Origin of the sequence: Desulfovibrio piger (assembly GCF_900116045.1) — a bacterium.
Classification (GTDB): Bacteria; Desulfobacterota; Desulfovibrionia; order Desulfovibrionales; family Desulfovibrionaceae; genus Desulfovibrio; species Desulfovibrio piger_A.
In genome coordinates, this window is the sequence record NZ_LT630450.1 from 2,436,309 (window position 1) to 2,462,388 (window position 26,080).

The 26,080-nt window shown below is 64.3% G+C and carries 21 protein-coding genes; 14 read left to right on the forward strand and 7 right to left on the reverse strand.

Annotated features, from left to right (window positions below):
• The first annotated feature begins 167 nt into the window (after positions 1-167).
• The 12 genes from DESPIGER_RS10820 to DESPIGER_RS10875 all read left to right on the forward strand — a co-directional run bounded on the left by DESPIGER_RS10820 (position 168) and on the right by DESPIGER_RS10875 (position 16,733).
• Positions 168-1,382 carry a bifunctional 3,4-dihydroxy-2-butanone-4-phosphate synthase/GTP cyclohydrolase II gene (locus DESPIGER_RS10820; RefSeq protein ID WP_072336714.1) on the forward strand — a complete coding sequence of 405 codons (1,215 nt, stop codon included), beginning with the start codon at positions 168-170 and terminating at the stop codon, positions 1,380-1,382.
• Positions 1,383-2,193: 811 nt separating this feature from the next.
• Positions 2,194-3,174, forward strand: a complete 981-nt coding sequence (locus DESPIGER_RS10825; RefSeq protein WP_072336717.1) for a lipoate--protein ligase — start codon at positions 2,194-2,196, stop codon at positions 3,172-3,174.
• A gap of 145 nt (positions 3,175-3,319) precedes the next feature.
• Positions 3,320-4,402 (forward strand): glycine cleavage system aminomethyltransferase GcvT, encoded by a 1,083-nt coding sequence (gene gcvT / locus DESPIGER_RS10830; protein ID WP_072336719.1) that lies wholly within the window; start codon positions 3,320-3,322, stop codon positions 4,400-4,402.
• Between the two features lie 278 nt (positions 4,403-4,680).
• Positions 4,681-5,064 (forward strand): glycine cleavage system protein GcvH, encoded by a 384-nt coding sequence (gcvH, locus tag DESPIGER_RS10835; protein ID WP_072336722.1) that lies wholly within the window; start codon positions 4,681-4,683, stop codon positions 5,062-5,064.
• Positions 5,065-5,142: 78 nt separating this feature from the next.
• Entirely contained in the window at positions 5,143-6,474 is a 1,332-nt protein-coding gene (gene gcvPA, locus DESPIGER_RS10840) for an aminomethyl-transferring glycine dehydrogenase subunit GcvPA (protein ID WP_072336725.1), read from the forward strand.
• The gene (gene gcvPB / locus DESPIGER_RS10845) at positions 6,471-7,922 is read left to right on the forward strand and encodes an aminomethyl-transferring glycine dehydrogenase subunit GcvPB (protein ID WP_072336728.1); all 1,452 of its coding nucleotides are present in this window, start codon (positions 6,471-6,473) and stop codon (positions 7,920-7,922) included. The genes gcvPA and gcvPB overlap by 4 nt, the downstream gene beginning before the upstream one ends.
• 222 nt (positions 7,923-8,144) lie before the next feature.
• The gene (locus DESPIGER_RS10850; protein WP_072336730.1) at positions 8,145-8,606 is read left to right on the forward strand and encodes an EVE domain-containing protein; all 462 of its coding nucleotides are present in this window, start codon (positions 8,145-8,147) and stop codon (positions 8,604-8,606) included.
• A 524-nt stretch (positions 8,607-9,130) separates the two neighbouring features.
• The gene (locus tag DESPIGER_RS10855; protein ID WP_072336733.1) at positions 9,131-10,516 is read left to right on the forward strand and encodes an FAD-binding oxidoreductase; all 1,386 of its coding nucleotides are present in this window, start codon (positions 9,131-9,133) and stop codon (positions 10,514-10,516) included.
• Positions 10,517-10,527: 11 nt separating this feature from the next.
• Positions 10,528-11,820, forward strand: a complete 1,293-nt coding sequence (locus DESPIGER_RS10860; protein ID WP_072336737.1) for a (Fe-S)-binding protein — start codon at positions 10,528-10,530, stop codon at positions 11,818-11,820.
• 29 nt (positions 11,821-11,849) lie between these two features.
• Positions 11,850-12,488, forward strand: coding sequence for a lactate utilization protein (locus tag DESPIGER_RS10865; RefSeq protein WP_083575385.1), 639 nt, complete (start codon positions 11,850-11,852; stop codon positions 12,486-12,488).
• Positions 12,489-12,491: 3 nt separating this feature from the next.
• Positions 12,492-14,648 (forward strand): L-lactate dehydrogenase (quinone) large subunit LdhH, encoded by a 2,157-nt coding sequence (ldhH, locus tag DESPIGER_RS10870; RefSeq protein WP_072336740.1) that lies wholly within the window; start codon positions 12,492-12,494, stop codon positions 14,646-14,648.
• Positions 14,649-15,035: 387 nt separating this feature from the next.
• Positions 15,036-16,733 (forward strand): L-lactate permease, encoded by a 1,698-nt coding sequence (locus DESPIGER_RS10875; RefSeq protein ID WP_072336743.1) that lies wholly within the window; start codon positions 15,036-15,038, stop codon positions 16,731-16,733.
• Between the two features lie 148 nt (positions 16,734-16,881).
• On the opposite strand, the gene DESPIGER_RS10880 is transcribed toward DESPIGER_RS10875, so the two are convergent.
• The 3 genes from DESPIGER_RS10880 to DESPIGER_RS10890 form a co-directional block, all read right to left on the reverse strand.
• Positions 16,882-17,286 (reverse strand): hypothetical protein, encoded by a 405-nt coding sequence (locus DESPIGER_RS10880; RefSeq protein ID WP_072336746.1) that lies wholly within the window; start codon positions 17,284-17,286, stop codon positions 16,882-16,884.
• A 163-nt stretch (positions 17,287-17,449) separates the two neighbouring features.
• Positions 17,450-18,055: a hypothetical protein gene (locus DESPIGER_RS10885; RefSeq protein ID WP_072336749.1), complete on the reverse strand. Its 606-nt coding sequence runs from the start codon at positions 18,053-18,055 to the stop codon at positions 17,450-17,452.
• A gap of 75 nt (positions 18,056-18,130) precedes the next feature.
• Positions 18,131-19,195 (reverse strand): alpha/beta hydrolase family protein, encoded by a 1,065-nt coding sequence (locus DESPIGER_RS10890; RefSeq protein ID WP_072336752.1) that lies wholly within the window; start codon positions 19,193-19,195, stop codon positions 18,131-18,133.
• A 135-nt stretch (positions 19,196-19,330) separates the two neighbouring features.
• Here DESPIGER_RS10890 and DESPIGER_RS10895 point away from each other — a divergent pair, with 135 nt between their 5' ends.
• Positions 19,331-20,011, forward strand: a complete 681-nt coding sequence (locus DESPIGER_RS10895) for a DedA family protein (protein WP_072336754.1) — start codon at positions 19,331-19,333, stop codon at positions 20,009-20,011.
• A gap of 26 nt (positions 20,012-20,037) precedes the next feature.
• Positions 20,038-20,778: a class I SAM-dependent methyltransferase gene (locus tag DESPIGER_RS10900; protein WP_162273862.1), complete on the forward strand. Its 741-nt coding sequence runs from the start codon at positions 20,038-20,040 to the stop codon at positions 20,776-20,778.
• Positions 20,779-21,005: 227 nt separating this feature from the next.
• Here DESPIGER_RS10900 and DESPIGER_RS10905 read toward each other — a convergent pair whose 3' ends face one another.
• The 4 genes from DESPIGER_RS10905 to DESPIGER_RS10920 all read right to left on the reverse strand — a co-directional run bounded on the left by DESPIGER_RS10905 (position 21,006) and on the right by DESPIGER_RS10920 (position 26,062).
• Positions 21,006-22,481 carry an ATP-binding cassette domain-containing protein gene (locus tag DESPIGER_RS10905; RefSeq protein ID WP_072336759.1) on the reverse strand — a complete coding sequence of 492 codons (1,476 nt, stop codon included), beginning with the start codon at positions 22,479-22,481 and terminating at the stop codon, positions 21,006-21,008.
• A gap of 356 nt (positions 22,482-22,837) precedes the next feature.
• The gene (locus tag DESPIGER_RS10910; protein ID WP_072336762.1) at positions 22,838-23,665 is read right to left on the reverse strand and encodes a histidinol-phosphatase; all 828 of its coding nucleotides are present in this window, start codon (positions 23,663-23,665) and stop codon (positions 22,838-22,840) included.
• 152 nt (positions 23,666-23,817) lie between these two features.
• A complete protein-coding gene (gltA, locus tag DESPIGER_RS10915; protein ID WP_072336765.1) occupies positions 23,818-25,233 on the reverse strand; it encodes an NADPH-dependent glutamate synthase in 1,416 nt (471 codons plus the stop codon).
• Entirely contained in the window at positions 25,223-26,062 is an 840-nt protein-coding gene (locus tag DESPIGER_RS10920; RefSeq protein ID WP_072336768.1) for a sulfide/dihydroorotate dehydrogenase-like FAD/NAD-binding protein, read from the reverse strand. Before DESPIGER_RS10920 ends, gltA begins: the two co-directional genes overlap by 11 nt.
• Positions 26,063-26,080 lie beyond the last annotated feature (18 nt).

Below are 26,080 nucleotides of genomic sequence, written 5' to 3' on the forward strand. Positions count from 1 at the left end.
CGACGGCCGCGGGCACGGGGCCGCCGGGGCCCTGACCGCGCGCCCGCCGTGCGGTGGCGATGCCCGGCCCGGAAGCGCGCCCCCGTTGACAGGATGGCGGAGCGGCCCTACCTTTAGGCACAACTGAACATAACGCCGTCCCGTACGGCACAAGCCAAGGAATTGACATGCCTCTGTGCAGCACTGAAGAAGCCATTGCCGAGATCCGGCAGGGCAAAATGATCATTCTTGTGGACGATGAGGACAGGGAGAACGAAGGCGACCTCACCATGGCCGCCGAATTCGTGACCCCTGAAGCCATCAATTTCATGGCCAAGTTCGGCCGTGGCCTCATCTGCCTGCCCATGTCCGGCGAAATGGCCGACAAGCTGCAACTGCCCCTCATGGCCAAGCATAACGGCTCCCGTTTCGGCACCAACTTCACGGTGTCCATCGAGGCCCGCGAAGGCATCAGCACCGGCATCTCCGCCGCCGACCGCGCCACCACCATCAAGGCCGCCGTGGCCGACGGCGCCCGTCCCGACGACCTGGTGTCCCCCGGCCATGTCTTCCCCCTGCGTGCCCGCACCGACGGCGTGCTGGCCCGCGCCGGCCAGACCGAAGGCAGCGTGGACCTGGCCCGCCTGGCCGGTCTCAAGCCCGCCGCCGTCATCTGCGAGATCATGAAGGACGACGGCACCATGGCCCGCATGCCCGACCTGGAGGTCTTTGCCGCCGAACACGGCCTGAAGATCGCCTCCGTGCGCGACCTCATCTGCTACCGCATGCGTCGCGGCCAGGTGTCCGTCCGGTGCGATGCCAAGGCCCACCTGCCCAGCCTGTACGGCGACTTCACGGTCTACGCCTACGAGAGCGACCGCGAGCCCGGCACCCACCTGGCCCTGGTCAAGGGCGACATCACCACGCCCGAGCCCGTGCTGGTGCGCGTGCACAGCCAGTGCCTCACCGGTGACGCCCTGGGCTCCCTGCGCTGCGACTGCCGCGGCCAGCTGGCCGCCGCCCTGCGCCAGATCGAAAAGGAAGGCCGCGGCGTGCTGCTCTACATGCGCCAGGAAGGCCGCGGCATCGGCCTGGCCAACAAGATCCGCGCCTATGCCCTGCAGGATCAGGGCTACGACACCGTGGAAGCCAACCGCAAGCTGGGCTTCCCCGACGATCTGCGCGACTACGGCACCGGCGCCCAGATCCTCGTGGACCTCGGCATCACCAAGATCCGCCTGCTGACCAACAACCCCAAGAAGATCGTGGGCCTGTCCGGTTACGGCATGGAGATCGTGGAACGTGTGCCCATCGAGATCGAAGCCTGCCCCGAGAACGAATCCTACCTGCGTACCAAGAAGGAAAAGATGGCCCATCTGCTGACGGGCATCCGCTGTCATTAGGCCGCAGGAGCTGATCGCCGCCACGGCGGGGGAGGGGACGCTGTCCTCTTCCCCGCTTTTTTTGCGCCCGGCGCCGTCCCCCTGCCTGCGGAAGGCCAGTACGACGCCTCGTCGATCCCTTCGCCGGCGCAATCCGTCTCCTGCCTGCGGAAGACGCAGGCCAGGTCCTGCATGGACGGAAGAAGCGGGGCCGGACAGCGGGAAGGACAGGGATGATGGGGGAGGTACGTCCGTCAATACAGATGAATTTCTGTAATCGGTAGATGAAAATTGCGAAATAACAAAAAAAATTTCATAAAAAAATCATTTCACATGATTGATGGAACAATTTTTTATGACAGTACAGAATGATATGAAATGGCCTTTCCGTATCCTGTATCGTTATTCCGGCATTGGTATCGCATGACATGAACAGAAAAAATGGATGCAGTGCACGGCGCCGGAAACGGCGACTGCGTTCCATGCCTCCCCTGCCGGGGGAGTGCGCCCTTTTTTCCTCCCTTGCTCCGGCACGTGGCGCAGCAGCGCCGGCCTTGCCGCCTGTCATGCGGGCCGCCTTCTGGAATGTCCGTTTTCTTCCGGGCGCGGGGGGAGGTGGCGTTCCCTTTTTTGCCGCAGCAGGCTATGCTCCTGCAGTGTCCCGGCAGGAGGAGGGACGGCCGGCGGCTGCGCCCGCCCGTGCCGCGCCCGGGCGCATTCATGCCGTATTTCACAAACCATTTTTTGAGATATTTCTTGTTCGCCCCCGGTGGCTGTGCTATTTTGCCTACCGGACCCGGCATCGCCGGCGGTCTTTTTTCAGGAGCGTCCCATGCAGTCCCTTTCCCTCACGTCCACGGATCCTGCGTTCAACCTCGCTCTTGAAGAATGCCTGCTGCAATGGCTGCCCGCGGACCATCCCGGCCTGTTCCTGCTCTGGCAGAACGCCCCCAGCGTCATCGTGGGGCGCCATCAGGTGACGCTGGACGAGATCGACAGCGACTTCGTCCGGCGGCGCGGCCTGCCCGTGGTACGGCGCATGACCGGCGGCGGCGCGGTCTACCATGACCTGGGCAACCTCAATTTTTCGTTCATGGAGAACGCGCACGGCCGCAAGACCGTGGACTTCGCGCGTTATCTGCGCCCTGTCTGCGAGGCCCTGGCCGAGCTCGGCGTGCGGGCCTCCCTTTCCGGGCGCAACGATCTGGAGGCCGGGGGCCGCAAGATCTCGGGCAGCGCGCAGTCCCTGCGGCAGGGGCGCATCCTGCACCACGGCACGCTGCTGGTATCGCTGGATTTTGGCGAGCTGGTGCAGGCCCTGCATGTGGACCCGGACAAGATCCGCTCCAAGGGCATCGCCTCGGTGCGTTCGCGGGTGGCCAACATCTCCGAGTTCTGGACGCCGGGCAGCAGCATGGAAGGCCTGCGGGCCGCCCTGCTGCGCCGCTGCGCCGACGGGGCAGGGCAGCTGGAGCCGGAGGTGCTGCAGGCCGCGGAAGAACTGGCGGAACGCAAGTACCGCAGCTGGGACTGGAATTACGGCGCCTCGCCGCCCTTCACCCTGCAGCGGCGCGAGCGCTTTCCCTGGGGGCTGGTGGACTGGCGCCTGGACGTGCGGGACGGCATCGTCCGGGACTGCCGCATCTGCGGGGATTTCTTCGCCGCCGCGGACCTCTCCGGGCTGGAAGGGCGCCTGCGCGGGGTGCCCTGCCGGAGCGCCGCGCTGGCGGGGGCCCTGAAGGGGGTGCCCTGGCAGGAATATTTTTCCCAGTGCGAGCCGCAGCGCATGGAGCATTTTTTCACGACATTGTAGGCCCCGTCCTCCGGCGTCCCGGGACCGGGTCCCGCACGATCCGGGGAGGGCCGGGGCCTCTGCTGCAACATCAGGCCGGCCGGGTCCTGTCCCGGCCGTGCCGCCCGTCATCCGGCGGAGCCGCGCCGGAAAGGAGGAAGGAACCGTGGCCGAACTCAAGACCCCGCTCACGGACTGGCATGTGGCCCACGGCGCCAAGATGGCGCCTTTCGCGGGCTGGCTGATGCCCATCCAGTATGAGGGCATCCTCGTGGAACACCAGCATACCCGCCAGCATGCCGGCCTGTTCGATATCTGCCATATGGGCGAGTTCCGCATCCGGGGCGCCGGTGCCGACGCCGCGCTGGCCGCCGCCGTGAGCCACAACCTGGCCACGCTGGCCCCGGGCCGCTGCCGCTATGGCTTCCTGCTGACGGAAAAGGGGACCGTGCTGGATGACTGCATCGTCTACCGCTTCGGGCCGGACGACTTCATGGTGGTGGTCAACGCCGCCTGCGCCGCCGGGGACTTTGCCACCCTGCGTGCCCGCCTGCCCGAAAGCGTGGCCCTGACCGACATCTCGGAACAGACCGGCAAGATCGACCTGCAGGGCCCCGAAGCCGTGGATGTGCTGGAGAAACTGCTGGGCCGCAGCCTGCGCGACATGCCCTATTTCGGCTTCCGCAGCGAAGCCTGGCAGGACTGCGAGCTGCTGGTGAGCCGCACCGGTTATACCGGTGAGCTGGGCTTCGAGCTCTATGTGCCCGCCGGCCGGACCCAGGCCCTGTGGGAAGCCCTGCTGGCCGACGAGCGGGTCAAGCCCGTGGGCCTCGGCGCGCGCGACACCCTGCGCCTGGAAGCCGGTTTGCCCCTGTACGGCCACGAGCTGGACGAGAACCACACCCCGGCCGAGGCGGGCATGGGCCGCATGCTGACCAGCACCGCCCCGTATGTGGGCCGTGAGGGCGCGCAGGAAGTACGCCAGAAACTGCTGGCCCTGAGCATCGAAGGCCGCCGCGCCGCCCGCAACGGCGACGCCCTCCTGCTGGAAGACGGCACCCCGGCGGGCGTGGTCACCAGCGGTTCGTTCGCGCCCTCGCTGGGCCATGTGGTGGCCTTTGCCTGGGCCGATGCCGACAAGGCCGATGCCGCCGCCTATCTGGTGCAGGCCTCGCGCAGCCGGCTCAGGGCCACGCCCACCGAGGCGCCCTTCTACAAGGACGGCACGGCCCGCAAGAAGCTGGCCTAGGGCCGGCGCGGGACCCTGCCCCGCGACGTCCGGCGGCCGCTGCGGACATCGTCCCCGCCCCTTCCGCGAGAGGGCGGACGGCGGTCTGGCCGGGGCTGCCCCGGCGGCCGGACAGGCGGGGGCGGTCCCCCGGAACCATATTTCAAGGAAAGATCCCGGCAGGGCAGGAGAGCTCCCGGTGCCGCCGCGCGGAGGGCGGGGCCGGGGTCCCCTTCCCCGCCACAGAGGCTGACATCAACTTCCGGGACAGCGCATCGCCCCGGACCAAGGAGAAGACCATGAGCAATCCCGAAGACCTCCTGTACAGTGCGTCCCACGAATGGGCCAAAGTCAGCGGTGACGAAGCTGTCCTCGGCATCACCCATTTCGCCCAGGAATCCCTGGGGGACATCACCTATGTGGACATGCCCGCCGAAGGTGACGAACTGACCGCCGGCAGCGAGTTCGGCGCCGTGGAATCCGTGAAGGCGGCCAGCGACCTGATCTCGCCCGTCAGCGGCACGGTGGTGGCCGTGAACACCGAGCTGGAGAACACTCCCGAAGTCATGAACAGCGATCCTTACGGCGCCGGCTGGATCGTGCGCGTGAAGCTGTCCGCCCAGCCCGAAGGCCTGATGGACGCCGCGGCCTACGAAGAACACTGCAAGAACGAGCAGCACTAGTCCGTGGAGCGGCAGGGCCCTGCGTCCTGCCGCCTTTTTTCCACCAGCACGGCAGCCTTCGCTGCAAGGAGCTCCCCTATGCCATTCATTCCCCATACGCCGGACGAAGTGCAGGAAATGCTCTCCGTCGTGGGTGTGCGCAGCCTTGATGACCTTTTTGCGGACATCCCGCCTGACATGCGTCCCAAACATTTCGATTTGCCCAAGGGGCAGAGCGAATTTGCCGTGTGCCGCCACTTCGAGGACCTGGCCGCCGCCAACGTCTCGCCCGCCGTCTCCTTCCTGGGCGCGGGCTTCTATGCCCATTACGTGCCCCGCGCCGTGGATGCCCTTTCCGGCCGCAGCGAGTTCTACACCTCCTACACGCCCTACCAGGCCGAATGCTCGCAGGGCACCCTGCAGGCCATCTTCGAATACCAGACCGCGGTGAGCCGCCTGCTGGACATGGACTGCGCCAATGCCTCCGTCTATGACGGCGGCACGGCCCTGTTCGAAGCCTGCATGATGGCCGTGCGCACCACCCGCCGCAAAAAGCTGGTGGTGGACCAGTGCATCAATCCCGCCTGGCGGGCCATGCTGGAGACCTATTCCTCCAGCCTGGACGTCAGCCTGGTGACCGTGCCCCACAAGGACGGCCTGAGCGACATGGAGGGCCTCAAGGCCGCCGTGGACGCCACCTGCGCCGCCGTGCTGGTGCAGAACCCCAATTTCTTCGGCGCCGTGGCCGACTTCAGCGAGCTCTTCGCCCATGCCCGCGCCTGCAAGGCCCTGGGCGTCATCTCCGTCTATCCGGTCATGCAGTCCGTGCTCAAGACCCCCGGCGAGATGGGGGCCGACATCGCCGTGGCCGAAGGCCAGAGCCTGGGCCAGCCCCTGAGCTTCGGCGGCCCCTATCTGGGCATCATGACCTGCCGCAAGGAGCATATCCGCCAGTTCCCCGGCCGTATCGTGGGCCGCACCACGGATCTGGAAGGCCGCACCGGTTACGTGCTCACCCTGCAGGCCCGCGAACAGCACATCCGCCGCGCCAAGGCCACGTCCAACATCTGCTCCAACCAGTCCCTGTGCGCCCTGCGCGCGCTCATGTATCTTTCGCTGGTGGGCCCGGACGGCCTGGCCCGCGTGGCCGAGCACGGCATGGCCCTGGCCCGCTACGCGGTGGAAAAGCTCACGGCCCTGCCCGGTGTTTCCCGGCTCAATGACGCGCCCTTCGGCAACGAAGTGGCCCTGCGCCTGCCGCGTCCCGCCGAGGAGGTGGTGCAGGCCCTGCTGCGCCAGGGCGTGGCCGCCGGGTATCCTGTGGGCCGTGCCTATGCGGGCATGGATGATGTGCTCTTGCTGGCCTGCACCGAATGCAACACGCGCGCTCAGGTGGATGCCATGGTCGAAAAGCTGGGAGGTCTGCTGTGAAAACCATTTTTGCCGAATCCGTAGAAGGCCGCCGCGCTCCCGGTCTGGCCCTGCCTGTGGACGATGACGCGCCCCGCGCCGTGCAGATGCTGCCCGAAGCCCTGCTGCGCAAGAGCGCGCCGCGCCTGCCCCAATGCTCCGAACTGGACGTGGTGCGCCACTTCACCAACCTGTCCAAGCTCAACTACAGTGTGGATGCCAATTTCTATCCCCTTGGCTCCTGCACCATGAAGTACAACCCCAAGTTCACGGAATACGTGGCCTCCCTGCCGGGCTTTGCCCGCATGCATCCCCTGCTGGCCCAGCTTTCCGGCGAGCTGGCCCAGGGCGCCCTGCAATGCCTGTATGACGCCGAACAGTGGCTGTGCGAGGTCACGGGCATGAAGGCCTTCACCTTCCAGCCCATGGCCGGGGCCAACGGCGAATACACCGGCGTCAAGCTCATCGCCGCCTACCACAAGGCCAGGGGCCGCAAGCGCACCAAGATGCTCATCCCCGACTCGGCCCACGGCACCAACCCCGCCTCGGCCGTGCTGGCGGGCTTCGAGATCGTCAACGTGCCCTCGCGTGACGGCATGGTGGACCCCGCCGCCCTCGAAGAGGCCCTGGCCAAATATCCCGACCAGGTGGCCGGTCTGATGATGACCAACCCCAACACCCTGGGCCTGCTGGAGCTGCACCTGCCCCGCATCGTGGAAGTGCTGCGCCGCGAGGACGCCCTGCTGTATTACGACGGCGCCAACATGAACGCCATCCTGGGCAAGATGCGCGTGGGCGACGTGGGCTTCGACGTGGTGCACCTCAACGTCCACAAGACCCTGGGCACGCCCCACGGCGGCGGCGGCCCCGGCTGCGGTCCCGTGGGCGTGGGCGAGCGCCTGCTGCCCTTCCTGCCCGCGCCGCGTGTGCGCAAGGCCGAGGACGGCAGCTATGCGCTGGACTACGACCTGCCGCAGAGCATCGGCCATATCGGCCCCTTCTATGGCAGCTTCGGCGTGGTGCTGAAGGCCCTGGCCTACATGATGCGCCTGGGCGCCGAGGGCCTGACCCGCGCGGCCGAGTTCGCCAGCCTCAATGCCAACTATCTGCGCAAAAAGCTGGAAGGCGTGCTGGACGTGCCCTTCGACCGCATCTGCGCCCACGAGTTCGTGGCCTCCGCGCCCGAAGGCCTGCGCGCCCTGGACATCGCCAAGGCCCTGCTGGACCGCGGCTTCCACGCGCCCACGGTCTACTTCCCGCTCATCGTCCATGAATGCCTCATGGCCGAGCCCACGGAGACCGAGAGCAAGCAGACCCTGGATGCCTACATCGAGGCCCTGCGCGAGATCGTGGCCCTGGGCAAGTCCGATCCCCAGCAGCTGCTGGATGCCCCGGTGAAGATGCCCGTGCGCCGCCTGGACGAGACCGCGGCCGCGCGCCACATGATCCTTACGGAAGATATGGCATAGCGGGCAGGGCGCCCCCGTCCTCCGGCACGGAGCGGCGTCCCGCCTGCCATGCCCCTGTCACGGCGGTCCTTCGGGGCCGCCGTTGTTTTTGGGGGAGCAGGGGGACGGGAGGGCAGGGGGCCGGCAGATCGGCGCATGGAGTGCATCGCAGGCAGGATGCCTTCCGCCGCTGCCCTTGCCACTTTCTTTTTAAGAATATATCCTGATAAAAAAGGAGGCATCATGAACTACTGGTTGTTCAAGAGCGAGCCGGGCTGCTATTCCTGGCAGGATCTGGAAGCCGCGCCCGGACAGACCACGTCCTGGGACGGCGTGCGCAATTATCAGGCCCGCAATTTCATGAAAGCCATGAAAAAGGGCGACCTGGGCTTTTTCTACCACAGCGGTGCGGACCCCTCCATCGTGGGCGTGGTGGAGGTGGTGCGCGAGGCCTATCCCGACCATACGGCGCAGGACCCCGAGAACAATCATTTCGACCCCCGGGCCACGCCGGAAAAGCCCATCTGGGAGATGGTGGACGTGCGCCTGCACAAAGCCCTGCCCGCCCTGAGCCGCAAGGAGCTGGCCGGGCACGCCGCCCTGGCAGGCATGGAACTCATGCGCCGGGGCAGTCGGCTCTCCGTCCAGCCGGTAAGCGCGGAAGCCTTTGAATATATTATGCATCTGGCGGATGAGAAAAAATAGACAATCCCGGCGGCCACAGGGGGCGCTGAAAAAGTGTTGCCGGGAGCCTCTGGACAGGATATAAAAAAATTTTTTTTGTTTTGATTCCTTATCTTGAAGATAGGTGGACAGGAAAACAACTGCCGTAATGTGTACAATGCAGAGACTGTTGCATATGGTTTCTTTCTCTCTTGTGTGTTTTTTCTTTGGAAAAATTTGATTGTATCATCTGTGTTGCCTTCTTTTTTGTACATTTTTCCTTAGTAAAAGGAGCCTGATAGTCGAAAAATATATTTTATAAAATATTTTTAAAAATACAAGAAGAGGGAGATCCCTTTTTTTCTTTGCAACATCAGATTGGGGAGCAGTTTTACCTTTTCAAAAAAAGAAATTCTTGCTAAAAAAATTCATTCGGCCCGGATCAACCTGTCCGTCGGAGCAGGCCTTGCTGCGTGCTCTTTTTTTCGTGTTCCGGGTAGATTGGGTGCAGGCCCGGTCGGGAGCCCGGGTTGATGAGCATATTTCATGAGTAACAGGAGGCCCTTATGGCAAGCCAGGCGCTTATCAAAGAATTTGAAGATCTCCTCGGCAAGGAAAACGTGTTCAGCTCCGAAGCTGACCGCCAGAGTTATTCCTATGATTCCGCGGTGCTGCCCCCCGTGGTGCCCGCTTTCGCGCTGCGTCCCACCACCACCGAGCAGCTCGGCATCTGCGTGAAGAAACTCTATGATTACGGCATCCCCATGACCGTGCGCGGCGCCGGCACCAACCTGTCCGGCGGCACCATCCCTGACAGCAAGGAAAGCGTGGTCATCCTGACCAACGGTCTGAACCGCATCCTTGAGATCAACTCCGACGACCTGTACGCCGTGGTGGAACCCGGCGTGGTCACGGCCGACTTCGCCGCCGCTGTTGCCCAGAAGAACCTTTTCTACCCCCCGGATCCGGGGTCTCAGGCCGTATCCACCCTGGCCGGCAACATCGCCGAGAACGCCGGCGGTCTGCGCGGCCTGAAATACGGCGTCACCAAGGACTATCTGATGGGCCTGGAATTCTTTGACGCCACCGGCGAACTGGTCAAGACCGGTTCCCGCACCGTCAAATGCGTCACCGGCTACAACCTGGCCGGCATGATGCTGCAGTCCGAAGGCACCCTGGGCGTCATCTCCCAGGCCGTGCTCAAGCTGGTGCCCCCGCCGAAGGCCTCCAAGGCCCTGATGGCCGTGTTCGACGACATGCAGAAGGCCGCCGAAGCCGTGGCCGGCATCATCGCCGCCCACGTGGTGCCCTGTACGCTGGAATTCCTGGACAACAACACCATCGTGCGCGTGGACGACTACACCAAGGCCGGCCTGCCCCGTGACGCTGCGGCCATCCTGCTCATCGAGGTGGACGGCCATCCCGCTCAGGTGGCTGACGAAGCCGTGGTGGTGGAACGCGTGCTGCAGCAGACCGGCGCCGTGGCCGTGCATGTGGCCAAGGACGCTGCCGAAAAGTTCAAGCTGTGGGAAGCCCGCCGCCAGGCCCTGCCCGTGCTGGCCCGCTGCAAGCCCACCACCGTGCTGGAAGACGCCACCGTGCCGCGCTCCCAGATCCCTGCCATGATGAAGGCCGTCAACGACATCGCCAAGAAGTACAATGTCGAAGTGGGCACCTTCGGTCATGCCGGTGACGGCAACCTGCATCCCACCTTCCTGTGCGACAAGCGCGACAAGGAAGAATTCGCCCGCGTGGAAGCCGCCGTCGACGAAATGTTCGACGTGGCCATCAGCCTGCACGGCACCCTGTCCGGCGAACACGGCATCGGCACCGCCAAGGCCCGGTGGCTGGAAAAGGAAACCTCCCGCGGCACCATCCTCTTCTCGCAGCGCCTGCGCCGCGCTCTGGATCCCAAGGGTCTGCTCAATCCCACCAAGCTGGTGGGCATTTAGGGAGACACGCCATGAGCGACCTGAAAAAACTGGCAAAGCGTCTGATGACGCTTGACGACCGCATCATCGCCTGCATGAAGTGCGGCATGTGCCAGGCTGTCTGCCCCATGTTCGGCGCCACCATGATGGAAGCCGACGTGGCCCGCGGCAAGCTGGCCCTGGTGGACAATCTTGCCCATGAGATGATCGCCGACCCCGAGGCCGTGGCCGACAAGCTGGGCCGCTGCCTGCTGTGCGGCTCCTGCGAGGCCAACTGCCCCTCCGGCGTGAAGATCATGGACATCTTCATGGAGGCCCGCGAGATCGTGAACACCTATATTGGCCTGCATCCGGTCAAAAAGATGGTGTTCCGTGCCCTGCTGCCGTATCCCGGCCTGTTCAATTTTGCCATGCGGGTGGGCGCGCCCATGCAGCGCGTCATCTTCCGCAGCAACAAGGACACCCAGAACACGGCCTGCGCCCCCATGCTCAACTTCATGCTGGGCGACCGCCACATCCGTTCCCTGGCCCTCAAGCCCCTGCACGCCATCTACGGCAACCTGGACGAGCCCCGCGTCATGGGCGGTCTGAAGGTGGCCTTCTTCCCCGGCTGCATGGGGGACAAGCTGTATGTGGATGTGTCCGAAGCCTGCATCAAGGTGCTGCACCACCATAACGTGGCCATCTACATGCCCAGCAGCTTCGCCTGCTGCGGCATCCCGGCCCTGTCCTCCGGCGACGCCGAAGGCATGGTGAAGCAGATGGCCAAGAGCCTGGCCGCCTTTGGCGAGAGCAGCTTCGACTATGTGCTGACGGCCTGTTCCTCCTGTACCTCCACCATCAAGGAACTGTGGCCCCGTTACGCCGCCCGCCTGGGCAGCGTGGAACAGCACCAGGCCGAGGCCCTGGCCGCCATCACCATGGACATCAACGAATTCCTGGTGAAGGTGCTCAAGGTCGAAGCCGTGGAAAGCCTGCCCGGCGCCAAGACCGTGACCTACCACGATTCCTGCCACCTCAAGAAGGCCCTGGGCCTTTCCGAGGAACCGCGCACCATCATCAAGGCCAACCCCAACTACAAGCTGGTGGAGATGAAGGAAGCCGACCGTTGCTGCGGCTGCGGCGGTTCCTTCAACCTCTTCCACTATGACCTGTCGCGTGTCATCGGCCAGCGCAAGCGTGACAACGTGGTGGCCACGGGCGCCCATGTGGTGGCCGCCGGCTGCCCTGCCTGCATGATGCAGCTGGAGGACGTGCTTTCGCACAACAATGACCCCGTGCAGGTCAAACACACTATCCAGATCTATGCCGAGACCCTCAAATAGGGGACGGCATTCATTATAAGGAGACATCAATGGCCCCTGAAGAAATGCAGGATCTTGTTCAGGACTTCACCGCCAAGGCCACGGCCGTCAACGCCGTGGTGCAGGAGCTGCCCAACATGGCCGCCGCGCTGCAGTACGTGGTGGACGTGTGTGAAAACAAAGCCCCGTGCGAACTGATGGCGGACGAGGACGTGGAAAAAGGCCCCAACGGCCCCAACGGCGTGCCCACCCGCGTGCAGCGCATCGTGGCCGCCCCTGTCCTGAACGACGAAGACTTTGCCACCCTGGAAGCCGCCTGCAACGAAAAGGGCTTCCTGTGCATCCGTGACGGTCTGCGCAACCATCTGGCCGGTATCGACGTGGGTCTGACCGCCGCCGAGATGGGCGTGTCTTCCAGTGCCACCTGTCTGGTGAACACCGATAACGAAGATGCCCGTCTGGCCGGCATGATCAGCGAGATCCATGTGCTGCTGCTGGCCAAGTCCAAGCTGGTGCGCACCCTGCCCGAGATCGCCGACCGCATGCGCGAGCTGCTCATGGCCAACCCCAAGGGCGGCAACTACACGACCCTGATCAGCGGCCCCAGCCGTACCGCCGATATCGAGCGCGTGGCCGCCGTGGGCGTTCATGGCCCGCTGGAATTGCATATCATTCTTCTGGAGGACTAAGCCATGAGCCACACTGCACCCAAAAGCCTTTCGGATTACCGCAAGGATATTGATTCCGCCCTTGAGGACAGCTTCCTGCGCCGTACCCTCGACACCTTCGCCGTGGCCTACCGCGCCAACCGTGAAGCTGTGTTCAAGGAAGTGGACGAACGCGGCCTGATCAAGCAGATCGCCGATGCCAAGGACGATGCCTGCAAGCACATGGAAGAACTGTACGAACAGTTCCGCCGTGTGGCCGAGGAACGCGGCGTGCACGTGCATCGCGCCGCCACCGCCGAGGATGCCAACCGCATCATCGCCAGCATCGCCCGCGAGAACAACGTCAAGCGCATCATCAAGTCCAAGTCCATGACCGCTGAAGAAATCCAGCTGAACCCCTACCTGGAAAAGGAAGGGTTCATCGTGGACGAGACCGACCTTGGCGAATGGATCATCCAGCTGCGCCACGAAGGTCCCTCGCACATGGTCATGCCCGCCATCCACCTGTCCCGCTATCAGGTGGCCGACGACTTCACCAAGGAGACCGGCGTCAAGCAGGATGCCGAAGACATCCAGCGCCTGGTGAAAGTGGCCCGCGTGCAGCTGCGCCGCAAGTTCATCAACGGTGACATGGGCATCTCCGGCTGCAACTTCGCCGTGGCCGAGATGGGCGCCGTCAGCACCGTGACCAACGAAGGCAACGCCCGCATGGTCACCACCCTGCCGCGCGTCCATGTGGCCATCGCCGGCCTGGACAAGCTGATCCCCAACCTGGAAGTGGCCCTGACCGCCCTGCAGGTGCTGCCCCGTAACGCCACGGCCCAGCGCCTGACCGCGTACGTCACCTTCATGGCCGGTGCCGGCGAATGCCGCGTCTGTGAGGACAACAAGAAGATCATGCATGTGGTCTTCCTGGACAACGGCCGTACCGAGATCGCCCGCGATCCGCTGTTCTCCCAGATCTTCCGCTGCGTGCGCTGCGGCGCCTGCGCCAACGTCTGTCCCGTGTTCCGCCTGGTGGGCGGCCACAAGATGGGCTACATCTACATCGGCGCCATCGGCCTGATCCTGACCTACTTCTTCCACGGCAAGGACAAGGCCAAGGTGCTGTGCCAGAACTGCGTGGGCTGCGAATCCTGCAAGAACGTCTGCGCCGGCGGCATCGACCTGCCCCGCCTGATCCGCGAGATCCGCTCCCGCCTGACCGAAGAGCAGGGCGGTGGTGTGGAAGGCACCCTGCTGGCCGCCGTGATGAAGAACCGCAAGATGTTCCACAGCCTGCTCAAGTTCGCCAAGTACGCCCAGAAGCCCTTCACCGGCGGCACCCAGTTCCAGCGCCACCTGCCGGCCATGTTCCTTGGCAAGCACGGCTTCAAGGCCCTGCCCGCCATCGCCAACGAGGCCTTCCGTGACCGCTGGGCCAAGATCGCTCCGCGCGTGGCCACCCCGCGCTACCGCGTGGCCATCTTCGGCGGCTGCGCCCAGGACTTCGTCTACCCCGAACAGCTGGAAGCCTGCGTCAAGGTGCTGGGCGCCCGCGGCGTGGCCGTGGAATATCCCATGTCCCAGACCTGCTGCGGCCTGCCCCTGGAAATGATGGGCCAGCGCAAGACCTCCGTGGACGTGGCCAAGCAGAACCTGGACGCCTTCGACGCCAGCAAGTATGACGCCATCATCACCCTGTGCGCCAGCTGCGCTTCCCATCTGAAGCATTCGTACCCCCAGATCCTGGAAGGCAAGGCCGACGCCGCCCGCGTGCAGCTCTTCGCCGACAAGGTGACGGACTACAGCTCCTTCGTGCATGACGTCCTCGGCCTGACCGAGAAGGACTTCAACAACAGCGGTGAAAAGGTGACCTACCACGCCTCCTGCCACATCTGCCGCGGCCTGGGCGTGACCAAGGCCCCGCGTGACCTCATCGCCGATGCGGCCACCTATGTGCCGTGCGCCGAAGAAGACGTGTGCTGCGGTTTCGGTGGCACCTACTCCATGAAGTTCCCGGAAATCTCCGGCACGCTGCTGGCCAAGAAGCTGAAGAACATCGAAGCGACCGGTGCCTCCCGCGTGGTCATGGACTGCCCCGGCTGCGTCATGCAGCTGCGTGGTGGTGTGGAAAAGCAGGGCATGAAGGTCAAGGTCTCGCACATCGCGGAACTGGTGGCCGAAAACCTGAAAAACTAACGAAAAACGAGCGGCGGCGTGCCTTGCGGCGCGCCGCCGCCTTCCATGCGGGCCTGACCTGTCCGGGCCCGGCATGAAGGGCCGGCCTCGTGCCGGGCCGGGTGCTGCCCAGGGCGCCCCGGCAGCAGGGGACAGGAGGGATTTTTGGGCAGACACCGGGTCTCCGGGCGGTTTTGAGGAAGGCCGCCGTCTGTCCGAAAACGCCGCATGTCGCGGCCTTTTCCTGGCGAACCTGACGGAGCGCCGGTGGGCCCGCGGCCGTGCGGCAAGGTCACGACCGTCATGCGGCATGTCTCATGCCGCCGGTTTTGGGAAGGTCACGGCTGCGTGTGGTGCGAAAATATGCGGCCGGTCATGTTCAACATGGACACTTGCAGAGGAGGTCTCATGTCCATCGGTCTTCTGGCATTTCTTGCCTTCATCCCGATCCTGATTGCCCTGATCCTCATGGCCGGCCTGCGCTGGCCCTCCACCCGGGCCATGCCCATCGCCTGGCTCGCCGGTGTGGTGCTGGCCTGTGCCTTCTGGGGTCAGGATCCGCTGCGCCTGGTGGCCCTTTCCATCGAAGGCACCATCACGGCTGTGGGCGTGCTGATCATCGTGTTCGGCGCGCTGCTGATCTACTATACCCTGCAGTACAGCGGCGCCATGGAGACCATCCAGGCCGGCATGAAGAAGATCAGCCCCGACAAACGCCTGCAGGCCATCATCATCGGCTTCATGTTCGCCGCCTTCATCGAAGGCGCCGCCGGCTTCGGCACGCCTGCCGCCCTGGCGGCGCCCCTGCTGCTGGGCCTTGGCTTCCCGCCCCTGTGTGCGGCCGTCATCTGCCTGGCCTTCAACAGCGTGCCCGTGACCTTCGGCGCTGTGGGCACCCCCGTGCTGCAGGGCTTCAAATCCATTGAAGCCGTGGCCATGCAGGCCATGAACTTTTCCGACCCTGCCATGGCCTACAAGACCATCGGCGAATATGTCACCCTCATGCATTTCCCCATGGGCATCATCCTGCCCATCTTCATGCTGGGCTTCATGACCCGCTTCTTCGGCAAGAACAAGTCCTGGATGGAAGGCTTCCGCGCGTGGAAGTACTGCCTCATGGCGTCTGCCTGCTTCCTGGTGCCGTACCTGATCCTGGCCTGGCTGGTGGGCCCCGAACTGCCTTCCATGGTCGGCGGCCTGCTGGGCCTCGGCGCCCTGGTCTGGCTGACGCAGAAGGGTTTCTGCGTGCCGACCGACGGCGTGTGGGACTTCGACCACAAGGATGCCTGGGATGCTGAATGGACCGGCTCCATCGAAGCCAGCTCCGCCACCGAGTACAAGGAACACATGAGCCAGACCATGGCCTGGCTGCCCTATGTGCTGTGCGGCCTGCTGCTGGTGCTGACCCGCGTGCCCGCCTTCCACCTGAAGCCCATCGTCACCGATCCCATGTTCAGTGTGGGCTGGGCCAACATCCTGGGCTACGAGGGCGTGACCTCCAAGATCGCCCTGCTCAACCTGCCCGGCACCATCCCCTTCATCCTGGTGTCCATCATCACCATCGGCCTGCACAAGATGAACGGTGAAAAGATCCGCCAGGCTTGGGGCACCGCTCTGGAAAAGATGACGGCCCCCACCATCGCCCTGGTGGCCGCCGTGGCCCTGGTGTCCATCCTGCGCGGCTCCGGCGTCAACACCGCCGGCCCCGACGGTGCCGCCCTGCCGTCCATGCCCATGGCCATGGCGCTGTTCGCCTCTGACGTGGCCGGCTCCGCCTGGCCCATGCTGGCCGCTTTCGTGGGTGGCCTGGGCGCCTTCATCACCGGCTCCTGCACCGTGTCCGACATGCTCTTCGCCAACTTCCAGTGGGATATGGGCGGTCTGCTGGACTATCCCGCTCTCGGCAAGTACATCATCGTGGCTGCCCAGGGCGTGGGCGGTGCCGCCGGCAACATGATCTGCATCCACAACATCGTGGCCGTGTGCGCCGTGCTGGGCATGATCGGCAAGGAAGGCATCATCCTGCGCCGCACCATCTGGCCCTTCGTCCTCTACTGCCTGGTGGCCGGCACGGTGTGCTTCTATCTTATTGGCCGTGTCCTGTAGCGGAACGGCTGCAACCCTGTGAAAAAAGCCCGCCCCGGCGGGCTTTTTTCATGCCGTCCTCCGGCGTGCACGGTGCGCGCCGCCACAAAAAAACCACCCGGGCGGGTGGTTTCGGCAGGTGGAGGAGGGGCTGGAGGAGGACAAGGGGCTAACTGCCCAGGAGGACAGCCGGCGCACGCCAGTACCAGTGCGCCACCAGGGTCAGGTCGTCAGGCAGCCATTCCCCGCTGTGTTCGAACTGGAACAGCAGCTCCTCTTCCGCGTCGTCCAGCGGGATGGCGGGGTGGGCCAGCTTGCGCAGATGGACCAGGACGGCCAGGCACTCGAAAAGCGAGAACAGGGCATCAGGGGAAAAATCGGCCGCGGCGATGGCCCGCAGCAGCTCGGGATGAAAGGGATTGCTGCTGACACGGGCGGCATCGTACAGGTCGCAGTGCCGGCACAGGGAATCCAGAGTATCGGCGACCAGCAGATCCCGTTTGTCCTGGGAGGACCGTTGCCGCAATGCAGCGGCGAACTGGCTGATGGAGGTACGTTTTTCGCGAATACTCACCGGGAGGCTCCTGTTTTCTACGGACTATAGGATAATAAATATACAAAAGCAATATTATTTGTCATGAAGAGTGGACGGGAAAATGCATCGCCGGCATGTCATGCGGAATGGCCCGGAGGGCAGCGTTGCATTGTCGTCGCCTTTCTCCGGCGGTGGGCCCGGTTCAGCGCCGGGGGTCGAGATAGCGGGGATCGATGTGCAGGCGGTAGGTCTGTGCGGCCGGACTGCGGCGGGGCGGCAGGGAGATGCTGCCTTCGATGGACAGGGGCTTGTCCGAGAGCCCGAAGGGTTGCAGGCCCTGGAGGCCCTGGGGCATGGCGGCCAGACGGTCGCCCAGGACATAGAGGACGGGCATGCTGCGCTGGGCGCGTCCTGCCAGGAGCATGCTGCCGCCGTAGCTGCTGCCCAGGACACTGGAGAGCAGGGAGGGCAGGCGCACGTCGGCGCGGCGCAGCAGTTCCAGAAAATCATTGCCCGTCTGCCCCACGAAGGAGACCAGGGACATGCCGTCACGGCTCACCAGCAGACTCACCGGCACGGTACCGCCGTGGATGCCCAGATAGGTGGAGCGGGCGCCCGCGGGCATGGCCGTCCAGCCTTCCGGGAGGGCCCGGCCGCTGACGGTGGCCGGTGCCGCGGACGGTGGCGTCTGGGCCGTGGTGATGCCGGCTGCCCTGAGCAGGGGGCCCGTGTCCAGCGCGGGCCACGCACAGGCCAGGGCGGCCAGGGCCAGCAGGGCGCAGGCCAGCAGGGATTGGAGATGGCGCATGCCGTTATGTCCTTGATGGGGGATGATTTCCCTTCCTAGGAAGAATGACGGGGCCTTGTCAAGCCAAAGGCCGGATCATTCCCCGGTGCCGAGGGAGAAGAAGCCCTCCGTGGCCTCCTGGGTCCCGAGCCATTCCAGAAAAAAGGCGGCCAGCCTGCGGGTCAGTGTGCTGAACAGCTGCTGGCGCAGGGGATCCAGCTCGTCATGGCACATCTCGGGCAGTTCATTGGCCAGGCTGGGCGGACAGGGGGCCATGAGCAGCGACATGTCGGCCTTGTCCAGAAACAGGTGGGCGGGCTTCCTGCCCATGCGTTCATACAGGGCATCGGCATGCAGCGAGGGGATGCTCAGGTCGTCATGCTCAAGGCTCACCAGCAGCAGGTGGGGGTGCAGGCCGGCCAGCCCCTGGCTGCTGAACAGCATGCCGAAGACGGGGCCCACGGCGGCGATGGCCTTGACGCGGGGATCGGTCAGGCTGCGCGGGTCCAGCGGGAAATGGGTGCACATGCTGTCCATACGGGCCCGCGGCTGCTCATAGCAATAGGCATCGTCCAGGGGCGCCTTGCGGCAGTAGTCCATCCAGCCGGAGCAGTCGGGCAGGGCGCCGCCCAGCAGCAGGGCCGCCGTGGCGCCGCTGCCGTAGCCCAGGACGCCGATGCGCTTGGGGTCGATGCTGGGACCGATGTCCTTGTCGGCCAGCAGCAGGTCCATGGTGGCCGACAGTTCCAGGGCCCTGTTCTTGAGCTGCTCCCAAAGGAAAAGATGATCCATGTTCGCCATGCAGTCACGGGGATGGGTGGGCGCGGCCACCACGAACCCCCGTGCCGCCAGGGCCGCCGCCGTATCGTGGAAGGAAAAGCGCGTCCCCGATGAGGGATGGGAGAGCAGGATCAGGGGAAAGCGCCCGGGCACGGGCTTGCCGTTGCGGGCACCGCGGATGGTCCAGGGCGCGTAGGACAGGGAACGCGGTGCGCGCACGGACGGATACCAGACATTGACGTCCACGCGGATGCCGCTTTCCTGCTGCCAGAACCCCAGGGTACGGAATCCGGGATTGTAACCGTTCTCGGCCAGGGCCGGGACGGCGGTGAGGCAGGACAGGCAGAGCAGGGCCATGATGATGGCGGAACGGACAGGCATGGGACCTCGCACGACGGGAAAATAGGTGGGGATGTCCCCGCAAACGGGGTACAGGGCCGCTGCAGGTGTTGTGCCACAGGCATGGCTGGGATACAAGGGAAAGGCTTTCAGTCCAAATCCCTTACCGAGGTGTCCATGGAATTTTTGACATATCTGGCGGATTTCATCCTGCATATCGATGCCCATCTCTTCGAGCTGGTGGAACAGTACGGGACGTGGATCTATGCCATCCTGTTCATCATCGTCTTTTGCGAGACCGGCCTCGTGGTCACGCCCTTCCTGCCGGGCGATTCCCTGCTCTTCGCCTCCGGCGTCGTGGCCGGTACCGGGCTCATGGGCTACGGCCATGTGCTGCTGGTGCTGCTGGCCGCCGGCATCACGGGCGATGCGGTGAATTATTTCATCGGCCGCCATGTGGGCCCGGCCATCTTCCAGCGCGATTCCCGCCTCATCAAGAAGGAGCATCTGCTCAAGGCGCACCATTTCTATGAGAAGCACGGCGGCAAGGCCATCATCCTGGCCCGCTTCGTGCCCATCGTGCGCACCTTCGCGCCCTTCGTGGCCGGTATCGCCCTCATGTGCCCGCACCGCTTCTTCCTGTTCAACATCACGGGCTGTGTGCTCTGGGTGGGCGGTCTGGTCTCGGCCGGGTACTTTCTGGGCAATCTGGAATGGGTGCGCCAGAACTTCGGCATCATCGTCTACCTGATCATCATCATCTCCGTGCTGCCGGTGGCCATCGAAGTCCTGCGCGCCAGGCTGGGCAAGAAGCCGGAACAGGTGGAAGAGTTGAAGAACCCCTTCGAGAAGAGATAAGATATCTAATAAAGAAGGACATGGAGATGCGTATCATAGGTTGTGAACATTCTGGCTGGCTGCGTTTTGTTGACCACCATGAGACATATGGTCCAGATGTCATCAGAGATTTCTTGAAGTCGACATCATTCGTAGATACAGCACTTGACCTTGGTGCCGGGAGTGGACGTGACCTGGGATTCATACATGAGGCATTTCCTCAGGCAAAACTGTATGGTCTTGAATTTCTTCCTGAAAATATAGAAAAACTTAAGTCAAAGAATATCGAGACTCACAAAATTAATATAGAATCCGAGCGGCTTCCATTTGCTGATGAAAGTATATCTTTATGTATATGTAACCAATTTTTGGAACATACGAAGGAACTATTTTGGATATTTCATGAAATAACGAGGGTTCTTAAGGTTGGTGGGAGCCTCATTATTGGTGTTCCAAATGTTGCTTCTTTACATAACAGAGTTGGATTACTTTTTGGAAAGCAACCTACACAAGCAAAGAGTTGTTCTGCACATGTTCGCTGTTTTTCAAAAGGTGATATATTACAGTTTCTCTCAGAGTGTTTCCCCGGTGGCTATTCGTTGAAAAAGTTTTCTGGAAGCCAATTCTATCCTTTTCCCCCAAGAGCATCCAAGATTCTCTCTTCCCGTTTCCCAACACTTTCTTTTTCGATTTTCTTTTTATTGGTAAAGGAAAAATCTTATCAACGTTCTTTTCTCGACTACCCCTCTAAGGCCCATCTGGAGACGAACTTCAAGGTCTCACTCTAATCATCATAAGGTCAGAGTGCCCACAAGCGATGCCCCATGTGATGCGGAATCTGTACAGGGCGCCTTGGTCGTCTGGTGTCATGGTTCCCATGAAAAAAGCCCCGCACTGCGCGGGGCTTTTTCGTGGGCGGGTTTTGGGGGAGGAAGGGGGCCAGGGGGGAGGAACCCCCTTTTTTGCCGCAAGGAAAGGGGGCCTCCCCCGTGAAAAAAACGTTTCGGGAGACTTCTTACTCCAATATCTCCAGACGGCCTTGATGCATGCGCGCCCGGCGGTTGATGCAGGAGGGCGCATCGCCCTCGAAATGGGAGACGAAGACCAGCGAGATGCCGCGGGCGGCCAGCTGGTCCAGCAGGTCCAGATACTGGCGGCGGGAGTCTTCGTCCAGGGCGGAGCAGGGTTCGTCCAGCAGCAGGATGTCCGGTTCGCCCATGAGGGCGCGGGCCAGGAACAGGCGGCGCAGCTGGCCGGTGGAGAGCAGACGGATGGAGCGCTCCGCCAGATGGCCTACGCCCAGTTCCCGCATGACGCGGCGGGCCTGCTCCTGTTCGGCCCTGCTGTAGTCGCGGTAGACGCCCACGGTGTTTTCCAGACCGGTGCAGACCAGTTCCAGCGCCGTGATGCTGTAGCCGTACAGGGCCTGGGAAAGGTCGGAGACCAGACGCACGCCCTTGCGGATCTCTTCCAGCAGCACGGTCTCGCCGCCGTGATGGGGCAGATGGCGCACCAGCGTGCCGCCAACGGCCACGAACTCGTCCCCGGCCAGCAGGCGCAGGAAGGTGGACTTGCCCGAGCCGTTCTCGCCCTCGATGCGCCAGTGTTCGCCCTTGCGCAGCGTCCAGTCCACATCGTGCAGTATCTCCTGCCCGTCGATGAAGACCGTGGCGTGGCGCACGTCCAGCAGCGGGGCGGCAGGCTCGGGCGCGGGCGTCACGGCGCCGGCCAGGCTGATGTCCTCGTATTCGCCTTCCTGCGGCGGCAGGGCGCTGCCGGGGGCCAGCAGGCGGCCCTGGTGGATGACGCGCGTCTTGCGGCACCAGTCCGGCACCTGTTCGGGGCGGTGGCTGCTCATGATGACCGTGCAGTGTTCGCGCACGCCGTCCAGCACTTCGTAGAAACGGCGGCTGTGGTCGGCGTCCAGGCCGTCGCTGCATTCGTCCAGCAGAAGCAGGTCGGGCTGCCGGACCAGGGCCCGGCCCAGCAGGAGCAGGCGGAGCTGCCCCTGCGAGACTTCCGGCACCATCCTGTCCAGCAGGTCCAGGGCGCGCAGGCGCCGGGCCATGTCTTCCACCTGCGCGTGGCGCTGCTCGGAGCTGCTGGTGTAGAGCAGGGGAGTATCCTCAAAGGCCGTGAGCAGCAGTTCCCGGCCGGTGATGTACCAGCGCTGGCGCTGGTAGTTCTCCTGCTGGTCGGGCGAGACCAGGGCACTGACGGCACGGCCCGCGATGGGCGAGGTCTCCTCGCCTTCGCTGGTATGCCAGACGATGCGGCCTTCCGCCGGCCAGAGCAGGCCGTGCATGAGGCGCATGAGCGTGGTCTTGCCGGCGCCGTTGTGGCCCAGCAGCAAATGGTGCTCGCCGCGGCACAGATGCCAGTCGATGTGGTGCAGGATCATTTTCTGCCGGGCATCGCCGGGCAGGAACAGGCTCAGGTCTTCGATGTCCACCAGGGGACTGCCGGGAACAAGGGGGGACGGGGTTTCCATACAAAACTCGTGCAGAATTGTCCCGGACGGATCGCAGCCGTCGTGCGGGACGTCAAAAAAAAGGACAGCCGGCCGGAGACCGGGCGGCGGGAAACAGGCCGGGCGCTCCGGCCCGGAAGCTCGCGGGGGACCCGCGCTGCGGGCATGCCCGCGGCCTCCCGCGAACGTCATTGTTTCGGATCAGGCGCACAGGGGAGGGGAGAGGAATGGGGAAAGGGAGACTCTTCCCGTGCGGGCAGCGATCCGATGGCGGCCTGCAGGGCCGTGCCCGTGAGCGCCGCAGGAGCGTCAGGGGCATCGACGGTGGGGGGAGGGCTCCCCTTCCCCGGAACGACATCCGGGCGCCGTGTCCTTGCCTACAGCGGCAGCACGTGCTGCCGGCCCTGCCTGTACCAGACGCTCCGGGTGAAGCCGAAAGCGCGGGCGTAGCTTTCCAGGCGGGGGAAGGCAAAGGCCACGTCGGTGGTGATGTGGGCGTCGGAGGCGAAGGTCACGGGCACGCGGAGCTCGGCGGCCAGCTGCATGATGGGCGCGCAGGGATAGATCTCGCGGCAGGGCTTGCGCAGCCCGGCGGACGAGATCTCCATGGCCATGCCCGCGTCGCGCAGCTCGGTGAGGGCCGTGCGGATGATGTCGAGGCTGCCGGGCTTGTTGAGCCAGATGTGGAAGCGGTCCACGGAGAAGATCTTGATGAGGTCGGGGTGGGCGGCGATCTGGAACATGCCCGAGGCGATCATCTCGCGCCAGCTCTGGAAGTAGCGCACATAGTTCCGTTCGCATTCTTCCTGCGAAAGGATGTCCCAGTCCGAGGCCCGGTCGTCGAAGCCCCAGTGGCCGATGAAGTGCACGCTGCCCAGCAGATAGTCGAAATCATAGGCGGTGCAGGCCTGGCGGGCAAAGTCCGCCTGCCCTTCCAGCCAGTCCATCTCCATGCCGAACAGCACCTGGCAGGCATCGGGGGCGGCGTTGTCGCGCAGCTCGCAGACCTCGCGGGCATAGGTGGGCATGAAGCGGCTCAGCTGTTCGCGGTATTCGTTGGTATAGTCGAAGCCCAGCGGACGCGGGGAATGTTCGGTGAAGCCCAGCAGTTTGAGCCCGGCCGTGCAGGCGGCGGCGTACATCTCTTGGGGCGTGCTGGCGCCGTGGGAATAACGGGTATGGCTGTGGAGGTCGGCGGTGATCATGGTGGTCTCCGGGGAGCGCCCCGGCCTGTCAGGGACAGACGGGATGGCCGTGATGGCGGCAGGTCGCGGACGCGGCTGTGATGGGGGCAGGGCCCGAGGGAAAAAAACGGGGAGGGCGGACCCTCCCCGTGATGTGCTGACGGTATGGCCGGCTAGCCGAGCAGGCGGCGGCAGATCTCCTGACCGGCCCGGCGTCCGGCGCCCATGGCCAGGATGACCGTGGCCGCGCCGGTGACGATGTCGCCGCCGGCGAAGACGTTGGGCAGCGAGGTCTCGCCCGTGGCTTCATCCACCTTGATGTAGCCGCGTTCGGTCTTTTCCAGGCCTTCGGTGGCTTCCAGCAGGATGGGGTTGGAGCGGGTGCCCAGGGCCACGATGGCCAGGTCGGTGGCCAGTTCGTAGGTGGCGCCTTCCACAGGCACGGGGCGACGGCGGCCGGAGGCGTCGGGCTCGCCCAGTTCCATCTTCTGCAGGGTCACGGACGTGAGCTTCATCTCGGCGTCCCCGTTGAACTGCACGGGGGCGGCCAGCATCTCGAACTTCACGCCCTCTTCCTCCGCATGTTCCACTTCCTCGCGGCGGGCGGGCATCTCGGCCTTGGTGCGGCGGTAGACGATGTGCACGCTTTCCGCGCCCATGCGCAGGGCGGTGCGGGCGGCGTCCATGGCCACGTTGCCGGCGCCGAACACGGTCACATGCTTGCCGAGGTAGGCGGGGGTGTCCTGTTCGGGGAAGGCATAGGCGCGGCCCAGGTTCACGCGGGTCAGGTATTCGTTGGCGGAGAACACCCCCACCAGGTTCTCGCCGGGCACGCCCAGGAAGACAGGCAGACCGGCGCCCACGCCGATGAAGACCGCGTCATATTCCTTGCGCAGTTCGTCCACGGTGAAGGTGCGGCCGCCCACGCTGTTGAGGTGGAAGTCCACACCGGAACGGCGCAGGCCGTCCACTTCGGTGGCCACCACGTTCTTGGGCAGACGGAAGGAGGGGATGCCGTAGATGAGCACGCCGCCGGGTTCGTGCAGGGCTTCGAACACGTCCACCTTGAGGCCGTTGGCGGCGCAGACGCCCGCACAGGTCAGGGAGGAGGGACCGGAGCCGATGCAGGCCACCTTCTTGCCCTTGACGGGCATGGCACAGGAATTGGTGCCGGTCACCTGCTCACAGGCGCTGGTGGCGATGTAGCTGTCGGCCACGAAGCGTTCCAGGCGGCCGATGGCGACGGGCTGGCCCTTGGCGTTGAGGATGCACTTGCCTTCGCACTGGTGTTCCTGCGGGCAGACGCGGCCGCACACGGCGGGCAGGCTGTTGGTGGTCTTGATGATGCGGTAGGCGGCGTCGAAGTTGCCGCGGGCCACTTCGGCGATGAAGTCGCGGATGGGCACTTCCACGGGGCAGCCCTTCATGCAGAGGGGCTTTTTGCACTGCAGGCAGCGGGAGGCTTCCTGCATGGCCATCTCTTTGGTGTAGCCGGTGGCCACTTCGTCGAAATTGTGAGCGCGCACGTCCGCGGGCTGGCAGGGCATGTCCACGCGCGGAGCAATGGTCTTTTTGGGCTTAGTTTCCATGGGTGCTCCTGTACTGGTCGATGGAGACCTTTTCCTGATCGCGGTAGGCGCCCAGACGGCGGCGCAGTTCGTCGAAGTCCACCTTGTGGCCGTCGAATTCGGGGCCGTCCACACAGGCGAACCTGGTCTTGCCGTCCACGGTCACGCGGCAGGCGCCGCACATGCCGATGCCGTCCACCATGATGGGGTTGAGGCTGACGGTGGTGCGCACGCCGTAGGGACGGGTGGTGTTGGCCACGGCGGCCATCATGGGCACGGGACCCACGGCCACCACTTCGAAGACGTCCTTGTCGGATTCCAGACGTTCGCGGAGCAGGTCGGTGACCAGGCCCTTGTGGCCGTAGCTGCCGTCGTCGGTGGAGATGAGCAGCTCGTCCACGAAGCTGGCCAGTTCCTTTTCGAACAGGAGCAGGTCCTTGTTGCGGGCGCCGATGATGCCCACGACCTTGTTGCCGATGCGCGAATGGCCCTTGGCGATGTGGTGCATGGCGGCGATGCCGGTACCGCCGCCCACACAGATGACGGTACCTTTTTTCTCGATATGGGTGGGCTTGCCCAGGGGACCGCAAACGTCCAGGATCTCGTCACCGGCCTTGAGGTCCTCAAGGATGGCCGTGCTCTTGCCCATGACCAGATAGACGATGGTGATGGTGCCCTTTTCGGCATCGGTATCGGCGATGGTCAGGGGGATGCGCTCGCCCGTGGGGCTCATGCGCAGCATGACGAAATGTCCGGGCCGGGCGTGGCCGGCAATGGCCGGCGCATGCAGCACCAGTTTGCTGGTCTTGCCCGGGATGAGGCTTTCTTTTTCCAGAATGGGGGTTGGCATGATGTTCCTGCACTCCTG